Below are 16,274 nucleotides of genomic sequence, written 5' to 3' on the forward strand. Positions count from 1 at the left end.
CGGAATGGCTGATTTTACGACACCGCCGGCCGATTTGCTCGCCGGACTACTGGACCATTGCCGCAAGGAAGGTGCAGACGCCGCAGACGCCCGCATAGGCGTGACTGAAGGCGTCAGCGTCTCCGTGCGGGATGGCGCACTGGAAAGCATCGAACGCGAAGAAGGCCGCTCGGTCGCGCTGCGCTGCCTGTATGGCAAACGTCAGGCGCATGTCTCCGGCGCAGACTTGTCCCCGGAAGGGCTGAAGGCGCTGGCCGAGCGCTGTGTGGCGATGGCGAAGGCTGTGCCGGAAGACAAGTATTGCGGCCTGCCGGATGCGAGCATTCTGGCCACTGGCGATCTGGACATGGATTTGACCGGCGAGCCGGAAATCCCCGCCGAGACGCTGGAGGCGGAAGCGCTGGCCGCTGAGGCGGCGGCGCTGGGCATTTCCGGCATCAAGACCGTGGCCGGGTGCGGCGCGTCCTGGAACCGCTCGACCCGCTGGGTTGCGGCGAGCAATGGCTTCTCCGCCTTCAAGACCGGCACATCTACCAGCCTTGGCCTGGCGGCTGTGGCGGAACGCGATGGCCAGATGGAGCGGGACTATGACAGCTGGTCTGTTCGTTTCACCAAGGACCGCCCGACCGCTGCAGAGATCGGAATCACGGCGGGTGAGCGCACCATTTCCCGCCTCGGCTCACGCAAGCTGAAGACCCAGAAAGCGGCCGTCCTGTACGATCGCCGGGTGTCGGCGGGCTTGCTCGGCGCGTTCCTCAGCGCAATCTCCGGCCCGTCCGTGGCGCGGGGCGTCAGCTTCCTGAAGGACCGGATGGGCGAGCAGGTGTTTGCCGATGGTATACACATCATCGACGATCCATTCCGCCCGATGGGCATGGGATCGCGCAGCCATGATGGTGAGGGCCTGCCGGTGCGGGAGACGCATCTGATCGACAATGGCCGCCTGACGACCTGGCTGCTGAACGGACCGTCTGCCCGCCAGCTGGGGCTGGAGCCGAATGGCTTCTCCGCGCTGGGCTTTGGCGACCCACCGGGCGTAACGACATCGAATTTGTACCTGAAGGCCGGCGACAAGACGCCGGGCGAACTGGTCAAGGCCGTCGGCAAGGGCCTGCTGGTCACTGACATGTTCGGCCCGTCGATCAACCCGAACACGGGCGATTATTCTGTCGGCGTGTCGGGTTTCTGGTTCGAGGATGGCGAGATTGCCTATCCGGTGTCGGAAGTGACGATTGCGGGCGATCTGCCCTCCATGTTTGCCCGCCTGATCCCGGCCTCTGACCTGGAATTCCGGGGCACACGGGATGCGCCAAGCATCATGATCGAGGATATGAGCCTTGCGGGCAGCTGACCGCACCCTGTTTGAAGACATGAAAATCCTGCGCGAACTGGCGCAGGAAGCTGGCAAGCTCGCCCAGTCCTTCATGCAGGGGGACAATCAGGCCGAGACCTGGCAAAAGACGGGAGGCAGCCCGGTCACTGAAGCCGACATGGCGGTGAACCAGCTGTGCGCAGACCGGCTGACGCAGTTCCGCCCGGAATATGGATGGCTGTCGGAAGAGACGCTCGACAATCCGGACGCTCGGCGCCGGGACCGTTGCTGGGTGGTCGACCCGATTGATGGTACGCGCGCCTATATTCGCGGCGACCCGTATTGGTGCATCGGCCTGGCCATTGTCGAGGAAGGCGAAGCGGTGGGCGGCGTGCTCTACGCGCCTGAGCTGGACGAGTTCTATGAGGCCCATCGCGGGCAGGGCGCGTTCCTGAACGGCGCGGCAATCCGGGTCAGCGAGTGCACCAGCGAAGAGGGCTGCCGCCTGATCGCCGCCGAGCAGATGCTGGAGCATCCCGGCTGGCCGGAGCCGTGGCCGCCGCTGACCATTGCCCGGCCCAAGCCGAACTCCACCCTGTTGCGTATGGCCTTCGTGGCGGCGGGAAAATGGGATGCCACGCTCGTCCTGGGCGAGAAGTCGGACTGGGACCTTGCCGCCGGGACTGTGCTCATCGAAGAGGCAGGCGGTGTCGCGACGACACATCGCGGTGAAAAACTCATATTCAACCGGGCAGTACCTGCACAACGTAGCGTCATTGCTTCTGGAAACGCCCTGCATCCTCTGTTAGTGCGCAGGTCAGAATTTGTGACTATACCTGACCCACAGGAAAGGGCGCCCAAACCCGCGCCTGCAGAGACTACGGAGCCAGTCAAAATGGGCGATACGAACGTTCAGACCAAACAGCTTCTTCACATCGTGTTCGGCGGCGAGCTGAAGGATGTGACCGAAGTGGAATTCGAAGACCTGTCCAAGGTCGACTTTGTCGGTGCTTTCCCGAACTACAAGGCCGCCTACGACGCGTGGAAGAATGCCGCGCAGCGCACGGTCGACAGTGCCGAGACCCGCTACTTCATCCTCCATGCCCACAAGCTGCTGGACCCGGAGACGGGGGATCATCATCACGTCTGAGGTGGTGACAGCTGAGGCCCCCAGACAGACGGGGAGCCTGAGGCGCCTGTTTGCAGCCTATTTCCGACCGCACCTCGGCTGGTTTGCGGTCGGCACGCTCATGGCCCTGCTGACTTCGCTCAGCGCCATGGGCTATTCGCTTGTGCTGAAAGAGCTGGGCGACCGGCTTCAGGCAAATTTCGGAGACGAGGCCGCAGCGCCGATCGCTGGCCCGGACTGGATCTGGTGGATTGGCGGGGCCATCGTGGCCCTGTCCTGCGCGCGGGCGCTGACGCTCTACCTGATGACGGTGTTCAACAATACCGGTGTCCAGCGCGGGCTCGTGTCGGTCCAGTCCAGCCAGTTCGACTCTCTCACCGATGGGGACTATGCCCGCGTGGCGGCGGATGCCTCGGGTGATTTCGTCTCGCGCTTCATCAATGATGTGAACGCGATCCGCGATGCTGCGCTGCGCTTTGCCAACAATTTCACCAAGAGCACAATCACCGTGATCGGAATGTTCGGGGTGATGATCGTGATCGACTGGCAGCTGACCCTGTTGCTGCTGGTGGCCTATCCCATCGCCTTCGGGCCCGTGATCGGGCTGGGCAACCGGATTCGCAAACGCTCCAAGCAGGCGCAGAAACAGGTGGGGCAGGTGACATCGCTCTTGTCGGAAGGTTTTCAGTCCGCCCGCGTGGTGAAGGCCTATGGCCTGGAACCTTACCAGAAATCCCGCGCACGTCAGGGCTTCAAGGAGCGGTCGAAACTGTTCCTGAAAGTGCTGACCGACCGGGCCGCCGTGGACCCGATCCTGGAAGTTGCGGGCGGCGCGGCGCTGGCGGGCATATTGGGCTTTGCCGCCTGGCGTATGTCCGAAGGGGCAATGACGCTGGGCGATCTGCTGGGCTTCATCGCAGCGCTGGGCATTGTCTCTCCGGAATTGCGAGCGCTCGGCACGCTGAATGCCGTGGCGCAGGAAGGTGGGGCCGCCGCAGATCGCGTGTTCGAGATTGTCGATGCGACAACCCACATTGCCGACGCGCCGGACGCCGAGCGGCTGACCCGGGCAAGTGGCCAGATCGAGTTCGACGCCGTCACCTTTGCCTATCCGGACGGGACGCGCGCCCTGAACGGGCTGTCCTTCAAGGCCGCGCCGGGAGAGACCGTGGCGATTGTCGGCCCGTCGGGCGCGGGCAAGTCCACCGTCTTCAACCTGTTGATGCGCCTCTATGATGCCGAGACCGGCAGCGTGCGTGTCGATGGCCATGATGTGCGGCGTGTGATCGGGAATACGCTGCGCGCCAATATCGGCCTCGTGGCGCAGGATTCTGCGCTGTTCGATGACACGATCCAGAACAATATCGCGCTGGGCCGGCTGGGCGCGACCAATGCCGAGATCGAGGCAGCCGCCAAGGCGGCCAATGCCCATGAGTTCATCTCCGCCATGCCGGAGGGCTATCAGTCGCCAGCGGGCGAAATGGGCCGCAACCTCTCCGGTGGCCAGCGCCAGCGCGTGGCCCTCGCCAGGGCTATCCTGCGCGGCGCGCCGATCCTGTTGCTGGATGAAGCGACCTCGGCGCTGGACGCGGAGAGCGAGGCCAAGGTGCAGGCGGCGTTGGCAGAGTTCTCGCGTGGGCGCACCACGCTGATCATTGCGCATCGCCTGTCCACCGTCCGGGCGGCAGACCGCATCATCGTGATGGAAGACGGCCGCGCGGTCGAGGAGGGCACGCACGACACGCTGATGGCCTCCAGCGGCGCGTACAAGCGCCTCGTGGAACTGCAGCTGAGCTGATCCGATACCCCACCCGCACGTGCGACGCCTGTGAGGGCGCTTCGGTCGTGGGCTGAATTTTCCACAGAGAAATGCGCGGTCAGGTGTCCGGCAAGGGCAGGGGGCCCTGCGTGAAGACACGCGGGATGTACGCGATGCGGCGCGGAGAGGGCGCGGCAAGGGGCGCAAGGTCCCGGCGTTCGCCGGGATGAGCGGGGTCCGGGCCGGAGAGGGCGGCCTGATAGGCTTTGGAGGGGGTGAAGCTGAACGGATCGGGCTTCAGATCTTCCGGGGCCTTCTCAATCCAGTTGAGATAGACATTGCCGCGCCGGTCAATCAGCGTGCTGAACACGACGCCCTTGCCGCGCACCGCGCGCACATACACGCGGATCATCACGATCTGCAGCCAGATCCAGAACCGGTAGGGTTCCAGATGCGGCGACAGCGGGCCGAGCGGGGCGAACAGCGAGTCCATGCCGCTTAGCCTGCCACAGCGCGAGGGCCTGTCGGATACGGGACAACGAAAAACCCCTGACCTGCATGGCAGATCAGGGGTTTTCGGTGTTCAGGGCCGGGGAGAGGCCGGATGGTGTCCCCGGATCAGCCGAGCGCTTTCTCGATTTCGCGCGCTGCAGATTCGAACTGGTCGACGGCAGTGTCTTCAGCGAGCAGGCGGCGGGCCGCCTCTGTCGCAGCGTCGGCAGCCGCGCGGCGAACTTGCTCGGTTGCCTCGGCTTCGGCGCGGGCGATGCGGGCTTCGGCCTGCGCTTCACGGCGGGCGAGGCGTTCTGCAATGTCCTTGCGGGCCTCTTCCATGATGCGCTTGGCGTCTTCCTTGGCCTGGGCGATCATCGCTTCGGCTTCCTTGTCGGCATCCTGCTGGCGACGCTCAGCCAGAGCGAGGGTTTCAGCAGCCTGCTCACGAAGGTTCTGGGCTTCATCCAGCTCTTTGCGGATGTCATCCGCGCGCTTGTCGAGACCGCTGGTGATGGCCTTCAAGGCGCCCATGCGCCAGGCAATCAGCAGGAAGACGGCAAGCGCCAGGAATGCGGTATGCGTGACCGGATCGGTCAGCGAATACATCAGGCCGCCAACGAACCCGCCGCCATGCGAATCGGACGCCGCAAAGGCGGGCGATGCGGCCAGCGCGGCCAGGGTCAGGGCAGGGACAAGACGAAGGGTCATCTGCGTGTCTCTTAGTTCAGCGCCGCCGAAACGGCTTTCTTGAGGTCTGCTGCCGACGCTTTCAGCCCGAAACGGCTGGTCATGGCGTCCGCGGCATCCACGGCAATCTGTTCGACGTTCTGCATGGCGTTTGCGCGCAGGGCGGAGATCCGCTCTTCGGCAGCGTCCAGCTTCTTTTCGATCTCGGCATCGACGCGAGCGGTTTCAGCCGTCATTTCGGCTTCGACCTTGGCGGTGGCCTTGTTCGCGGTTTCGCGAGCCTTGGCCTTCGCCTGAGCGATGCGCAGTTCGAGCGCCTGCTGGGCCTCTTCGGCCTGCTCGTTCAGTTTTGCAGCCTGGTCGAGGTCAGATGCGATCCGGTCAGACCGTTTCTCGATCGTGTCCGACATCTTCGGCAGGATGAAGCGCGAGAGGGAGAAGTACAGGACCGCGAATAGGATCGCGAGCCAGAACAACTGGCCCGGCATGTGCCATGCCTCGAAAGGCGGGAATGGCGGCGGGGCGTCATCCGGCAGGTGATGGGCAGTTTCCGCTAGCAGGGCGAGCAGCATTTCAATACCTCTGGTGCAGCATCAGGCTGGATCGGGCCGGAGACGTTTACATCCCCCGGCCCGTTCTTGGCGTGTTCGAGTTGGTCTTAGACCACGAACAGGATCAGGACGGCCACGAGGAACGACAGGATGCCGAGTGCCTCTGCGAGAGCCATACCGATGAAGAGGTTACCAGTCTGCTGTGGAGCAGCGGACGGGTTGCGCATGGCAGCGTCGAGGAACGAGCTGAAGATGTTGCCCACACCGATTGCGGCACCGATCATGCCGAGCGTTGCGAGGCCAGCGCCTACGTATTTCAGACCGAGAGCGATATCGCCTTCCATGGGTAGTCTCCTGTTTGGAATGCAAGGGTTTCAGTATTTTGCGGCCCGTGAAGCGTGTTCGTTAGGCTGCGTCAAGGTTTTTAGTGTGCGCCGGGGCCCACACTGGCGAAGAGGTCCTTAGTGTGACGGGTGCAGTGCGTCGTTCAGGTAAACGCAGGTCAGGATTGCGAAAACATAGGCCTGAAGACCTGCCACAAGAAGCTCGAGCGCGTTGAGCGCAACCCCCATGCCGAAGGCCAGCAGACCCACAACACCCATGAACACCGCGCCGGACAGGGCCGCGCCGATGAGCTGGGCTGCAAAGGTTGCAAACAGTTTCAGCATGATGTGACCGGCCAGCATGTTGGCGAACAGACGCAGCGCCAGCGTGACCGGACGGGCCAGGAAGGAAATGATCTCGATCGGGACGAGGATGAGATAGATCAGGAACGGTGCGCCGGACGGGGCAAACAGCTTGAAGAAGCTGAGGCCGTTCTTCCAGATGCCGAAACCGATGACGATGGAAATGACGAGCATGGCCAAGGCGCCGGTGACAACCAAGTGGCTGGTCGTTGTGAAGGCATATGGCACCATGCCGATCATGTTCGCGAAGAAGACGAAGAAGAAGAGCGTGAAGACGAACGGGAAGAAGCGCAGGCCTTCTTCGCCAGCCGTGGAGCGGACCATGTCCGCCACGAAGCCGTAGCCGATCTCGGCCATGGACTGGGTGCGGCCCGGTACGAGCGCTTTCTTGGAGGCGGCATAGCCGAAGAAGGCAATGCACAGAACCACGCCGAGCAGCATGAAGCCGGACGCGTTGGTGAAGGAAATGTCCACGCCGCCAATGCTCAGGTCCAGCCACTTCGTGACCTGGAACTGGTGGATCGGATCAATCGCGGTGTTTTGCAGAGCGAAGTTCATTCGTTCCCGGTCCCGTCTGTTGGAGCCTCCGGCTCCTTTAAGTGTCCTTGCGCCCGGGCATTCAGTTCCCGATAAGCGCGCATCATCGCTCGAATACCTGCTGCGAAGCCGAAAGTCCCGACAATCAACAGGCCCCAGGGCTTTGTTCCTGCGAATGCGTCAATCCAGAAACCAATCAGGCCTCCGACAAAGATGCAGGCGACAAACTCCGCGCCATATCGCAGGGCATAAGCCCCGGCCGAAAGACTTCCATCATCTGGTTCAAGCTTGCGCTTGGCTGCCTCTTTTGCCGCTCGGGCCGCCTGAGCCTTGGCGATGCGTTCACCGAGGTCGTTCGGGCCTTCACTGGACATGATATGACAAGCTTCGCGCGTGCGAATCCCTTCTGATGGGGTGCCCCCCGGATTTCGGCGCAAACTATGTATACGGGGCGGGCAAGTCAACCGCGATTGCAGAAAGCTAGACGCCTGATTTTATTGAGTTTCTATTGTTCAGGTGTGCGCTACTCCGCCGCAACAAGCTCTTCGGCTGCCTGCAGGTCCACAGAAACCAGCTTGGAAACGCCTTTTTCGCGCATCGTGACGCCGAAAAGACGGTCCATCCGGCTCATCGTGACCGGATTGTGCGTGATCACCACAAAGCGCGTATCGGTACGCTGGCGCATCTCGTTCAGCATGTTGCAGAAGCGGTCGACATTGGCGTCGTCCAGCGGAGCGTCCACCTCGTCCAGCACGCAGATCGGGGCAGGGCGGGACAGGAAGACCGCAAAGATCAGCGCTGCCGCTGTCAGGGCCTGCTCTCCGCCCGACATCAGGTTCAGCGTGCCGAGCTTCTTGCCGGGCGGCTGGGCCATGATTTCGAGTCCCGCCTGAAGGGGGTCGTCCGCATCGACGAGGCGCAGCTCGGCCTGCCCGCCGCGGAACAGTGCCGTGAACAGTGCCTTGAAGTGCTCATTCACGGTCTCGAACGCGGTCAGCAGGCGTTCGCGGCCCTCGGCGTTCAGCTTGTCGACGCCCTGGCGCAGCTTGGCGATGGCGGCGATCAGGTCTTCCTTCTCGGTAACCTGTGAGCCGAGGCGTTCTTCCAGCTCTGCGGCCTCTTCCTCGGCATTCATGTTCACGCCGCCGAGTTGGTCTCGCGTGCGGCGCAGTTCGTCGGCCTTGCGCTCTGCGTCGCGCGGGGAGAATTCGCCCATCTCTTCTTCGTCGAGGCCCGCTTCGGCAATCGCCAGCAGGCCTTCGGGCGTGCGCTGGAAATTGTTGCGCGCGATCTCGACCGATTCTTCGAGACGGCCTTCGGCGTTTTCGAGCTTCACTTTCCAGCCAGCCAGATTCTCGCGCGCTTCAGAGGCTTCATTGGCGGCGCGGCGGGCGGCCTGTTCGGCTTCGCGGATCGCGGTTTCTTTTTGGGCCAGCTGGTCAGCGACGCGCTTGCGCTCTGTTTCCAGCGTTTCGACCTCATTGCTGCGGGTCTCGATCTCGCTGGCGAGTTCTTCCGGCCGCGCCTTGGCGGCGAGCGCTTCGGAGGCTGCGGATTTGCGGCGCTCGATCAGGCGGCCAACGCGTTCCTCGGCTGAGGCGATGCGGCCAGACCAGGTCTTGATGTCCCGCTCCAATCCCTCGCGCCGGGCAGCGGCCTGTTCCCGGCCACGGGTGATGTCGGTCAGGCGGCCACGCGCTTCGACCTCTTCAGTGCGGGCCTCGGCCACCATTGTCCGCGCTTCGGCGAGGCGGGCCTCCAGCGCGCTTTCATCCTCTGCCGGGCCTTCGGGAGAGATCATGGCCAGCGTTTCATTGACGATGGCAAGGTCTGATTCGGCGCGGGTCAGTGCTTCGCCGCTGGTGTCGCGTTTCATCGCCGCGCGTTCAGAGGCCTGCGCCTCCTGCGAGACGCGATTGCGGGCTTCGCTCAGCGCCCGCTGGGCCGGGGCGATTGCCTGACGCAGATCGCGCAGATTCGTTTCGGCGGCCTGACGGGCCTCGCGCGCCGCGACCCATTCGGCTTCGCGCGCTTCATAGGTTTCGGTCAGCGGGCCAAGCTCGGCTTCGGCCGCTTCCAGTCGGGCCTGCTGCTCCAGACGGGCGGCGGCGCTGACGGGGGCATCCGGCGTGCGGATATAGCCATCCCAGCGCCAGAGATGGCCTTCGACCGAAACAAGGCGCTGGCCCGGCTTCAGCTCAGCCATCAGGCGCTCACCATCCGCCACATCCACCACGCCACACTGGGCAAGGCGCGCAGCCAGTTCGCCGGGGGCTTCGGTCACGTCCGTCAGCGGGCGTGCGCCATCTGGCAGGGTTTGTCCGGCGAGAGAGGCACCGCCCCAGAACATGGCCGCGGACCGGTCTGTCGGTGCTTCAATGTCATCCCCAAGGGCGGCGGCGATGGCCTTTTCGTATCCATCCTGCGTGCGGATGCGCTCCACGACCGGCGGGGCCTTGGGGCCTTCCGCCTTGCGGAGCAATTTGCGCAAGCCGGCAATCTCGGCTTCCAGCGCGCGAACTTCCTGTTGCGCTGAGTCCCGTGGGGGTTGGGCCGAGGTTTCTGCTTCACGGGTTTCGGCCAGCTTCGCTTCTGCGGCCTCTACGGCACGTTCCGCCTCGTGCAGCGCCGTTTCGGCAGATTGCTCAGCCGTCTTGGCGTCTCTCAGACGGGAGGTGAGGGTCACCACGTCTTCGATGCGGGACATCTCGCCCTTGAGGCGGTCGATCTCTGCGGTCAGTTGCGACTGGCGACGACGCTGGGCGGCGGCATTCTCTTCAGACGCGCGGCGTTGGGCGCGGACCTGTGCCAAACGTTCTTGCGCTTCGTCGGCAGTCTTTTCAGCTTCGGCGAGGCGCATGCGGGCATTTTCCAGCGCACGGCGCGTTTCGGCCTCAATCTCTTCATTGCGGGCTTCGTCCAGCACCGGCAGGGAGGAGAGTTCGAACTTGGCATGGGCCAGCGCGTCTTCAGCTTCCAGCTTCTGGTCCTGTTCGCGCTCGATGTCTTCCATCAGACGGGTCGCTTCGGCGTCGAGGCGCTGATGCGTTTCGGCGGCGATTTTGCGCTCGGTTTCCAGTTTCGCCAGCATGATCCGGGCCTGGCCCAGCTTGGCAGCGGCGATGCTCTCTGCTTCGCGCAATGGGTTCAGGCCCTCGCTGGCCTCGATGCGCTCACGCTCGCGCACGGCATCTTCGCGGGTTTTCTCTTCAACGGCGCGGCGTGCGTCTTCCAGCTGGGTGCGGGCGGTGTCGCAGGCGAGCTTGGCCTCGTGCCAGCGCAAATGCGCAATCAGCGCGTCGAGGGCATGGATTTCTTCAGACAGGCGCTTGTAGCGGCGCGCCTTTGCGGCCTGCCGCTTCAGGCTAGCCAGTTGGCGTTCGACCTCGGCGGAAACTTCGGACAGGCGCTCCAGATTGGTCTCTGCGCCATTCAGCTTCAGCTCAGCCTCGTGACGGCGGGAGTTGAGACCCGCAATGCCGGCGGCCTCTTCGAGGATGCGGCGACGGTTCTGGGGCTTGGAGCCAATGAGTTCGGAGATCTGGCCCTGACGCACCAGCGCCGGGGAGTTCGCCCCGGTGGAGGCATCCGCGAACAGGAGCTGGATGTCCTTGCCGCGCACGGTGCGCCCATTGAGCTTGTAGGTGGAGCCCGCGCCCCGCTTCAGGCGGCGGATGATCTCCAGCGTGTCAGAGGCGTTGAATTCCGGCGGCGCGGTGCGCTTGGAATTGTCCAGCACCAGCGTGACTTCCGCCGTTTCGCGGGCCGGGCGCCCGTCTGCACCTGAGAAGATCAGGTCATCCATCTCCCCACCGCGCATGGCGCGGGCAGAGCTGGCGCCCATCGCCCAGCGCAGGGCTTCGAGTAGATTGGACTTGCCGCAGCCATTCGGGCCGACGATCCCGGTCAGGCCGGGTTCGATCGGAACATCCTGAGGGTCCACGAAGGACTTGAAGCCAGCGATACGGAGTTCGGTTATCTGCATGCTGGCTCCCCCATATCCTTATTCGCCTGCAGCCTCGAGTGCGGCGTCCAGTGCGGCAGTGACCTTCTCGGCAGAGTTCATGTTGGCGAACTGGTGCACTTCACCATTGATGATGAAGGTCGGGGTGCCGGTCACGCCATAGGCCTCTGCGGTCTGGTACACATCCGCCATCTGCTCGCGCAGCTCGCGATTGTTCATGCAGGCATCAAAATCAGCTTCGGATTCAATGCCGTGGCGCTGTCCGATGGTTTGCAGCATGGCTTTCAGAACGCCATTCTGGGCGGATTCAACGATGCCGGACTGGTATTCGAAAAGCTCGTCCAGAACATCGAAATACTTGTCTTCGCCCGCGCACATTGCCACGAGGTAGGCAGGCACGTCCGGCCCGTGGATCGGGTATTCGCGGAATACGAACTTCACCTTGCCGGTGTCGACATAGTCTGACTGAACGACCGGGCTGATGTCATCATGCCAGTATTTACAGGCCGGGCAGGTCGGGGACGCGTATTCGATCAGCGTGACCGGCGCATCGGCATTGCCCTTCACATGGCCCAGTTCGCTACCGGCGCTTACCGTGCCGCCTGCCGGCGTGTTGGCCGCGCCGGAGTCACCGCAGGCAGCCAGGGCCAGCGCGGAGAGTGCGGCAAGCGCAGTGCGTCGTGAGAAGATGTTCATGGTCATAACCTTCGCGTTAAGAATTGAGTCGGTTAGGTTGCCAATTGGTTAACTGCAACCCCGGTGTCTGTTAACTATTCTGCCTGTTCGGCAGGCGTTTCGGAAAGCGCGGCCAGCTGCTCATCCAGATAGGCGGCAAAAGCGTCGGCGGATTTGAAATCCTCATCGACATATTTCTCCTCGCCATTCACGATCAGGGTGGGCGTGCCGCGCAATTCGTAGAGTTCGCTGGTTTCCTGCACTTCGATCATGTCGAGGCGGATATCCATGTCCTCGTAGCAGGCATCGAACTGGGCCGGTGTGTTGATGCCGAACTCCGCGCCGATATCCAGGAAAGTGTCGAGCACTTTGCCGGCCTGCGCGGATTTGATGATCTCCGGCTGTTTCTCGAAAATCGCATCAGTGATCGCGAAAAATTTGTCAGGCCCCTTGCAGCGCGCCATGGCGATGAGGGCCGTATCCACATCGTTGCGCAGTGCCTCGCGGAAGATGAAACGGACCTTGCCGGTTTCGATATAATCCTGCTCGACGCGCGGCATGATCTTGTCGTGGAAGAATTTGCATCCGCCGCAGGTGACGGAGCCATATTCGATCAGCGTGATGGGCGCGTCTTCCGATCCCTTTGAGTGCCCGATCGACAGATCATCCGCGAGCGCGGGCAGGGCAAGCGCGGCGGCAGAAATGAGGGCGGTCAGAAGGGGTTTCAGCATGTCGGGGCTCCTTGCGGGCAGCGCGGATGTCTAAAAGGGCAGGTCACCGCCTGTACCGGACGTGTCGGCGGGCGGCGTGTCTTCTGCGGTTAGCATGGCCTCTCCAAGCGCAACAATTGCGGCGCGCAGCTTGTCGTCCTGGATGCGGGCGGCGGATTCCTGCAGCGCCTCACGCTCGGCGCGGGTCAGGGGGCGTGTCTTGCGGCGCATCGGCTTGGCAGGCTCGTTTCCGAGTGCGCCCTGCTTGATCTTGATCGCGGTGATGTCACCCCCGGCAGAGACCGAGACACGCTGGCGCAGCGTTTCGGACTGGTGCTGCACCATCGGCGCGGCCTGGGGCACGACGAGCAGGGTGAGCACACGGCCATCCTTGCCGCCACTGAGTCGTTCCGGGCGGCAGTATTTGTAGAGTTGCTCCCCGGCAATCTCGCGCCAGCGCTGGCGGAGGATCTGGATGGGGGGAAGTTTCTTGGCGCCGGACTTGCGCCCGATCCGCTCTGCCGACAGGCCGATCTGGCGCATGCCCGGATGGGCGCGCGTCGCCCGCTGGTAGCGAAGGCGGATCCGCGCGCGGGCTTCCTCAATGGGATCAAGACTTGATCTCGTGACCATTCGCACGAGATTGCACGGCTTTCGGGCGAGGAAAAGGCATGGCGCCGGCAAAGCACAGAGATTTGAACAGCCTGCCGGGCAAATTGCTGCCCTGGTTCGAGCGGCATGCGCGCGATTTGCCGTGGCGGACGCTGCCGGCTGACCGCGCCGTGGGAGAGCGGCCCGACCCTTACCGCGTCTGGCTATGCGAGATCATGATGCAGCAGACCACCATCCCGCACGGCACGCCATACTTCCACGCCTTCACGGAGCGCTGGCCAAGTGTCGAGGCGCTGGCGGCGGCGAAGGATGAAGACGTGATGAGCGCATGGGCCGGGCTTGGCTATTATGCGCGGGCGCGGAACCTCCTGAAATGCGCGCGTGAAGTAACGGCGCGCGGCGGATTTCCGGAAACCGAGGCAGAGCTGCGCAAGTTGCCGGGCATCGGGCCATATACGGCGGGCGCGATTGCGGCGATTGCCTTCGATCAGAAAGCCGCAGCGGTGGATGGCAATGTCGACCGTGTGTTCGCGCGCCTGCTGGCCCTGAAGGGCGAATGGGCGGCAGAAAAGAAAGTGATCGCGGAAACCGTCCGCGCGCTGGTGCCGGAAGATCGGCCCGGAGAGTTCGCCGAAGCTCTGATGGACCTTGGCGCGACCGTCTGCACGCCGACCAAGCCGAACTGCCTGATCTGCCCCGTCTCGGATCTCTGCGCTGCGCGGGCCGAAGGGGAACCGGAGCGCTACCCCATCAAGCCTGCCAAAGTGGCCAAGCCTGTGCGCTACGGAACCGCCTATGTGCTGCGCGTGAAGGATCAGGTCCTGCTGGTCCGGCGCCCGGACAAGGGCCTGCTGGGCGGCATGCTCGCCCTGCCGACGGAAGACTGGGTGGAAGGCGGCTTTGCCGAAACCCGCCCCCCGGCAACGGCAGAGTGGGAAGACATTGGCGAAGTGCGCCATGTCTTCACGCATTTCGCGCTGCGCTTTCGGGTGATGCGGGCCGAAGCCGCACGCAAACCGAAGATCCCCGGCGCGATCTGGACCAATGCCAACGCCGTCAAAGGCCTGCCCAGCGTCTTCGAAAAAGCCTACAAACTCGCTTTGAAGTAGGGAGCGCTCATCGGGGCGCGCAACCAGAAAACGTCATCAACGCGCGATTGACTAAGCCGATCGATTGCGGAAGGTAGAATTCTGTTTTGGGTTTGATGAGTTTGGGGGCAAACATGAAAACCAGAAGGCGTTCAGACAATTTCCGAAATCCGTTCGTTGTGTCAGGGCTGTTGCGCCTTGCTCGCGCGGTGATCGTTTTTCTGGTGGGATTGTTTGTGCTGTTCCAGGCGCTTGGCGCATTCAGTAATGACAACATGCCTTTGATGATGCTGTCAGGTTTTGCTGCGTCGGTGCTGATCCTGTCAGGCTTGACGGGACTGAAGCAGGCTGTGGACAGGCTGACCGGGTTCGAGCCTGATCCACGCTCTCCAGCCGACCTTGCTGTGCGCTCGCAAGGTGGCAAAGCTGTCGCATCCATCGGAAAGGCGCAACGTTACTCCCCCGGGGAATTGTCGGAATTGCTGGATGTGGGCTCACCGCCAGAGGGAAGTATACAGGCTGGCTTACTGGGCCGGTTGGCAGAACTGTTCTTGCCCGGACTTCGATTTTCGCCCCCCGAGATTCGCCTTCTGATTGAGTACATTTTTGCCTGCCTGATCGGCACATTGATTGTGCTGGGTTTGGCGCTGTTCTTCGTGGCGGCCTCAAATACAGTCGGCCTGGAAATGACGGGAAATACGAAGAGCATGTTCTGGTGGGTGCTTGCGACCGTCTTGCTGGCGCGGTGGCGCATGTTTGTCCGCTCCTCCACGCTGACCATGCAATTGGCGCAGATGAGAAATGCGTCGCCCGGCACCCTCAGGGGGCTGATCTTCTTCCTGGCGCTGCTTGCAATCGGGGGCGTGCTGGTGTCCAGCCTCGACTATGCGGCGCTGGGAGTTGACCCGGCCAGTGCCAACGCATTGATGAGAACGTCGGATGCAAGCGTACCACAGGGGCTGGTCATGCTGATCCTGGTGTTGGCCGCGGCGTTGTCGGGCGTAGCTGTTTTCTTCTGGTTCGTCAGGATGGCGCGATTGAGGTCGCTGTCAGGTGAACTGGATGAGGGCGTTACGCAAATCCGCTTCCAACGGGATGGCGTGGGCAATTCTCGCCAGTTTGCCGAAGCCATGATCACGGCAACGCAGGACCTGTACCCAAATCAGGCCATCCGGATCTACAATACGGGGCCGCGCGTGTATGCTGAGACGCAGCCTCAGCTTCAGAAAGCCCCAATCGCGAAATATGTGCCATTTCTGGCGGAAGGGTGCGGCAACATTCTTTTGCTGGTGGCTGCATTGGCGCTGGCGTTTCGAATTCCGGAAGTGGAGGGTCTGGAAAGCCTTTCCGCCGTTCTTCAGGCCGGGAACGAACCCAGCGACGAAGCCATCGTGAATGGATGGCGCGATCTGGGGGCCATAGGACCCTGGATCCTGGTGTTCCTCATTTTCGGCGGGTTCGGGAAATGGTTCATCGGACTCTCCGAAGTGTTCCTTGGCGAAACCAATTTCAGAAGCTTGTTCTTCCGGGCAGAGATGACCGGAACAGAAACAAGCGTGACGCAGGCCATCGGCAATGCCTCATTCGACACGATGAAGACCGAAATCGATATCCCCTTCACGAATGGCGTGGTCGAAGGGAGCGCAGTATTGGTGCACTCTTGCGCCTTTGCCCGGCCAAACAAGAATGGACTGATGGGCCCGCGATCCATTCTGGAGTTTGGCAGCGACACGGACGAGTTGAAGGAAATTGTCGCCACGGCGGTGAAGTCACTGGACGATTTGAAGTTCATGCCTCAGCTACAACGTCGGGATGCCGCCGCCGTACAGGATGTCGTATCGATCAACACCCAATACGCCAAGGCCGTGCAGCATGGGGCGGAAACACCAAACGTGCTGGGCATGAAGTCGAACACACCTCAACAAGTCTCTCATGACAAGGACACCTCGTCCGGCTCGGATGAGGAGTCCTGACGCCGACTGGGAACAACGTCGGATCAGAAATCGAAGACTGAAAAGTTACCGCTAACACTGGACAAGGCTGTCGGGTTTGGGGAATGTCCCTTCAAA

15 protein-coding genes are annotated in these 16,274 nt (G+C 62.7%); 5 read left to right on the forward strand and 10 right to left on the reverse strand.

Translation table 11 applies throughout. The features are described from left to right. Nucleotides 1-4 precede the first annotated feature (4 nt). From HY36_RS15695 to HY36_RS15705, 3 genes are all read left to right on the forward strand, one after another. Nucleotides 5-1,351, forward strand: a complete 1,347-nt coding sequence (locus HY36_RS15695; protein ID WP_035554776.1) for a TldD/PmbA family protein — start codon at nt 5-7, stop codon at nt 1,349-1,351. After that, the gene (locus HY36_RS15700) at nt 1,338-2,462 is read left to right on the forward strand and encodes an inositol monophosphatase family protein (protein WP_241764234.1); all 1,125 of its coding nucleotides are present in this window, start codon (nt 1,338-1,340) and stop codon (nt 2,460-2,462) included. Before HY36_RS15695 ends, HY36_RS15700 begins: the two co-directional genes overlap by 14 nt. Before the next feature lie 100 nt (nt 2,463-2,562). Next, nucleotides 2,563-4,239, forward strand: coding sequence for an ABC transporter ATP-binding protein (locus HY36_RS15705; protein WP_241764235.1), 1,677 nt, complete (start codon nt 2,563-2,565; stop codon nt 4,237-4,239). A gap of 79 nt (nt 4,240-4,318) precedes the next feature. On the opposite strand, the gene HY36_RS15710 is transcribed toward HY36_RS15705, so the two are convergent. The 10 genes from HY36_RS15710 to HY36_RS17965 all read right to left on the reverse strand — a co-directional run bounded on the left by HY36_RS15710 (nt 4,319) and on the right by HY36_RS17965 (nt 13,138). Continuing rightward, nucleotides 4,319-4,693, reverse strand: a complete 375-nt coding sequence (locus HY36_RS15710; protein WP_035554778.1) for a hypothetical protein — start codon at nt 4,691-4,693, stop codon at nt 4,319-4,321. A 125-nt stretch (nt 4,694-4,818) separates the two neighbouring features. Continuing rightward, nucleotides 4,819-5,403 (reverse strand): hypothetical protein, encoded by a 585-nt coding sequence (locus HY36_RS15715; protein ID WP_081806240.1) that lies wholly within the window; start codon nt 5,401-5,403, stop codon nt 4,819-4,821. Nucleotides 5,404-5,414: 11 nt separating this feature from the next. Then, nucleotides 5,415-5,954: an ATP synthase F0 subunit B gene (locus HY36_RS15720; protein WP_035554780.1), complete on the reverse strand. Its 540-nt coding sequence runs from the start codon at nt 5,952-5,954 to the stop codon at nt 5,415-5,417. Nucleotides 5,955-6,040: 86 nt separating this feature from the next. Beyond that, entirely contained in the window at nt 6,041-6,277 is a 237-nt protein-coding gene (locus tag HY36_RS15725; RefSeq protein ID WP_027838455.1) for a F0F1 ATP synthase subunit C, read from the reverse strand. A 117-nt stretch (nt 6,278-6,394) separates the two neighbouring features. Continuing rightward, the gene (locus tag HY36_RS15730; protein ID WP_035554782.1) at nt 6,395-7,177 is read right to left on the reverse strand and encodes a F0F1 ATP synthase subunit A; all 783 of its coding nucleotides are present in this window, start codon (nt 7,175-7,177) and stop codon (nt 6,395-6,397) included. Next, the gene (locus HY36_RS15735) at nt 7,174-7,530 is read right to left on the reverse strand and encodes an AtpZ/AtpI family protein (protein ID WP_051602879.1); all 357 of its coding nucleotides are present in this window, start codon (nt 7,528-7,530) and stop codon (nt 7,174-7,176) included. The genes HY36_RS15730 and HY36_RS15735 overlap by 4 nt, the downstream gene beginning before the upstream one ends. A gap of 149 nt (nt 7,531-7,679) precedes the next feature. Next, entirely contained in the window at nt 7,680-11,141 is a 3,462-nt protein-coding gene (gene smc, locus HY36_RS15740; protein ID WP_035554784.1) for a chromosome segregation protein SMC, read from the reverse strand. 18 nt (nt 11,142-11,159) lie between these two features. Beyond that, nucleotides 11,160-11,816, reverse strand: coding sequence for a DsbA family protein (locus HY36_RS15745; RefSeq protein ID WP_051602880.1), 657 nt, complete (start codon nt 11,814-11,816; stop codon nt 11,160-11,162). Nucleotides 11,817-11,890: 74 nt separating this feature from the next. Continuing rightward, the gene (locus HY36_RS15750) at nt 11,891-12,526 is read right to left on the reverse strand and encodes a DsbA family protein (protein WP_035554786.1); all 636 of its coding nucleotides are present in this window, start codon (nt 12,524-12,526) and stop codon (nt 11,891-11,893) included. Nucleotides 12,527-12,556: 30 nt separating this feature from the next. Beyond that, nucleotides 12,557-13,138, reverse strand: a complete 582-nt coding sequence (locus HY36_RS17965; protein ID WP_051602881.1) for a DUF721 domain-containing protein — start codon at nt 13,136-13,138, stop codon at nt 12,557-12,559. Nucleotides 13,139-13,176: 38 nt separating this feature from the next. Here HY36_RS17965 and mutY point away from each other — a divergent pair, with 38 nt between their 5' ends. After that, nucleotides 13,177-14,226 carry an A/G-specific adenine glycosylase gene (gene mutY / locus HY36_RS15760; protein ID WP_035554788.1) on the forward strand — a complete coding sequence of 350 codons (1,050 nt, stop codon included), beginning with the start codon at nt 13,177-13,179 and terminating at the stop codon, nt 14,224-14,226. 113 nt (nt 14,227-14,339) lie between these two features. Next, the gene (locus HY36_RS15765) at nt 14,340-16,178 is read left to right on the forward strand and encodes a hypothetical protein (protein ID WP_155841993.1); all 1,839 of its coding nucleotides are present in this window, start codon (nt 14,340-14,342) and stop codon (nt 16,176-16,178) included. Nucleotides 16,179-16,274 lie beyond the last annotated feature (96 nt).

This window comes from Hyphomonas atlantica corrig., from assembly GCF_000682715.1.
In the GTDB taxonomy this organism is placed as follows: Bacteria; Pseudomonadota; Alphaproteobacteria; order Caulobacterales; family Hyphomonadaceae; genus Hyphomonas; species Hyphomonas atlantica.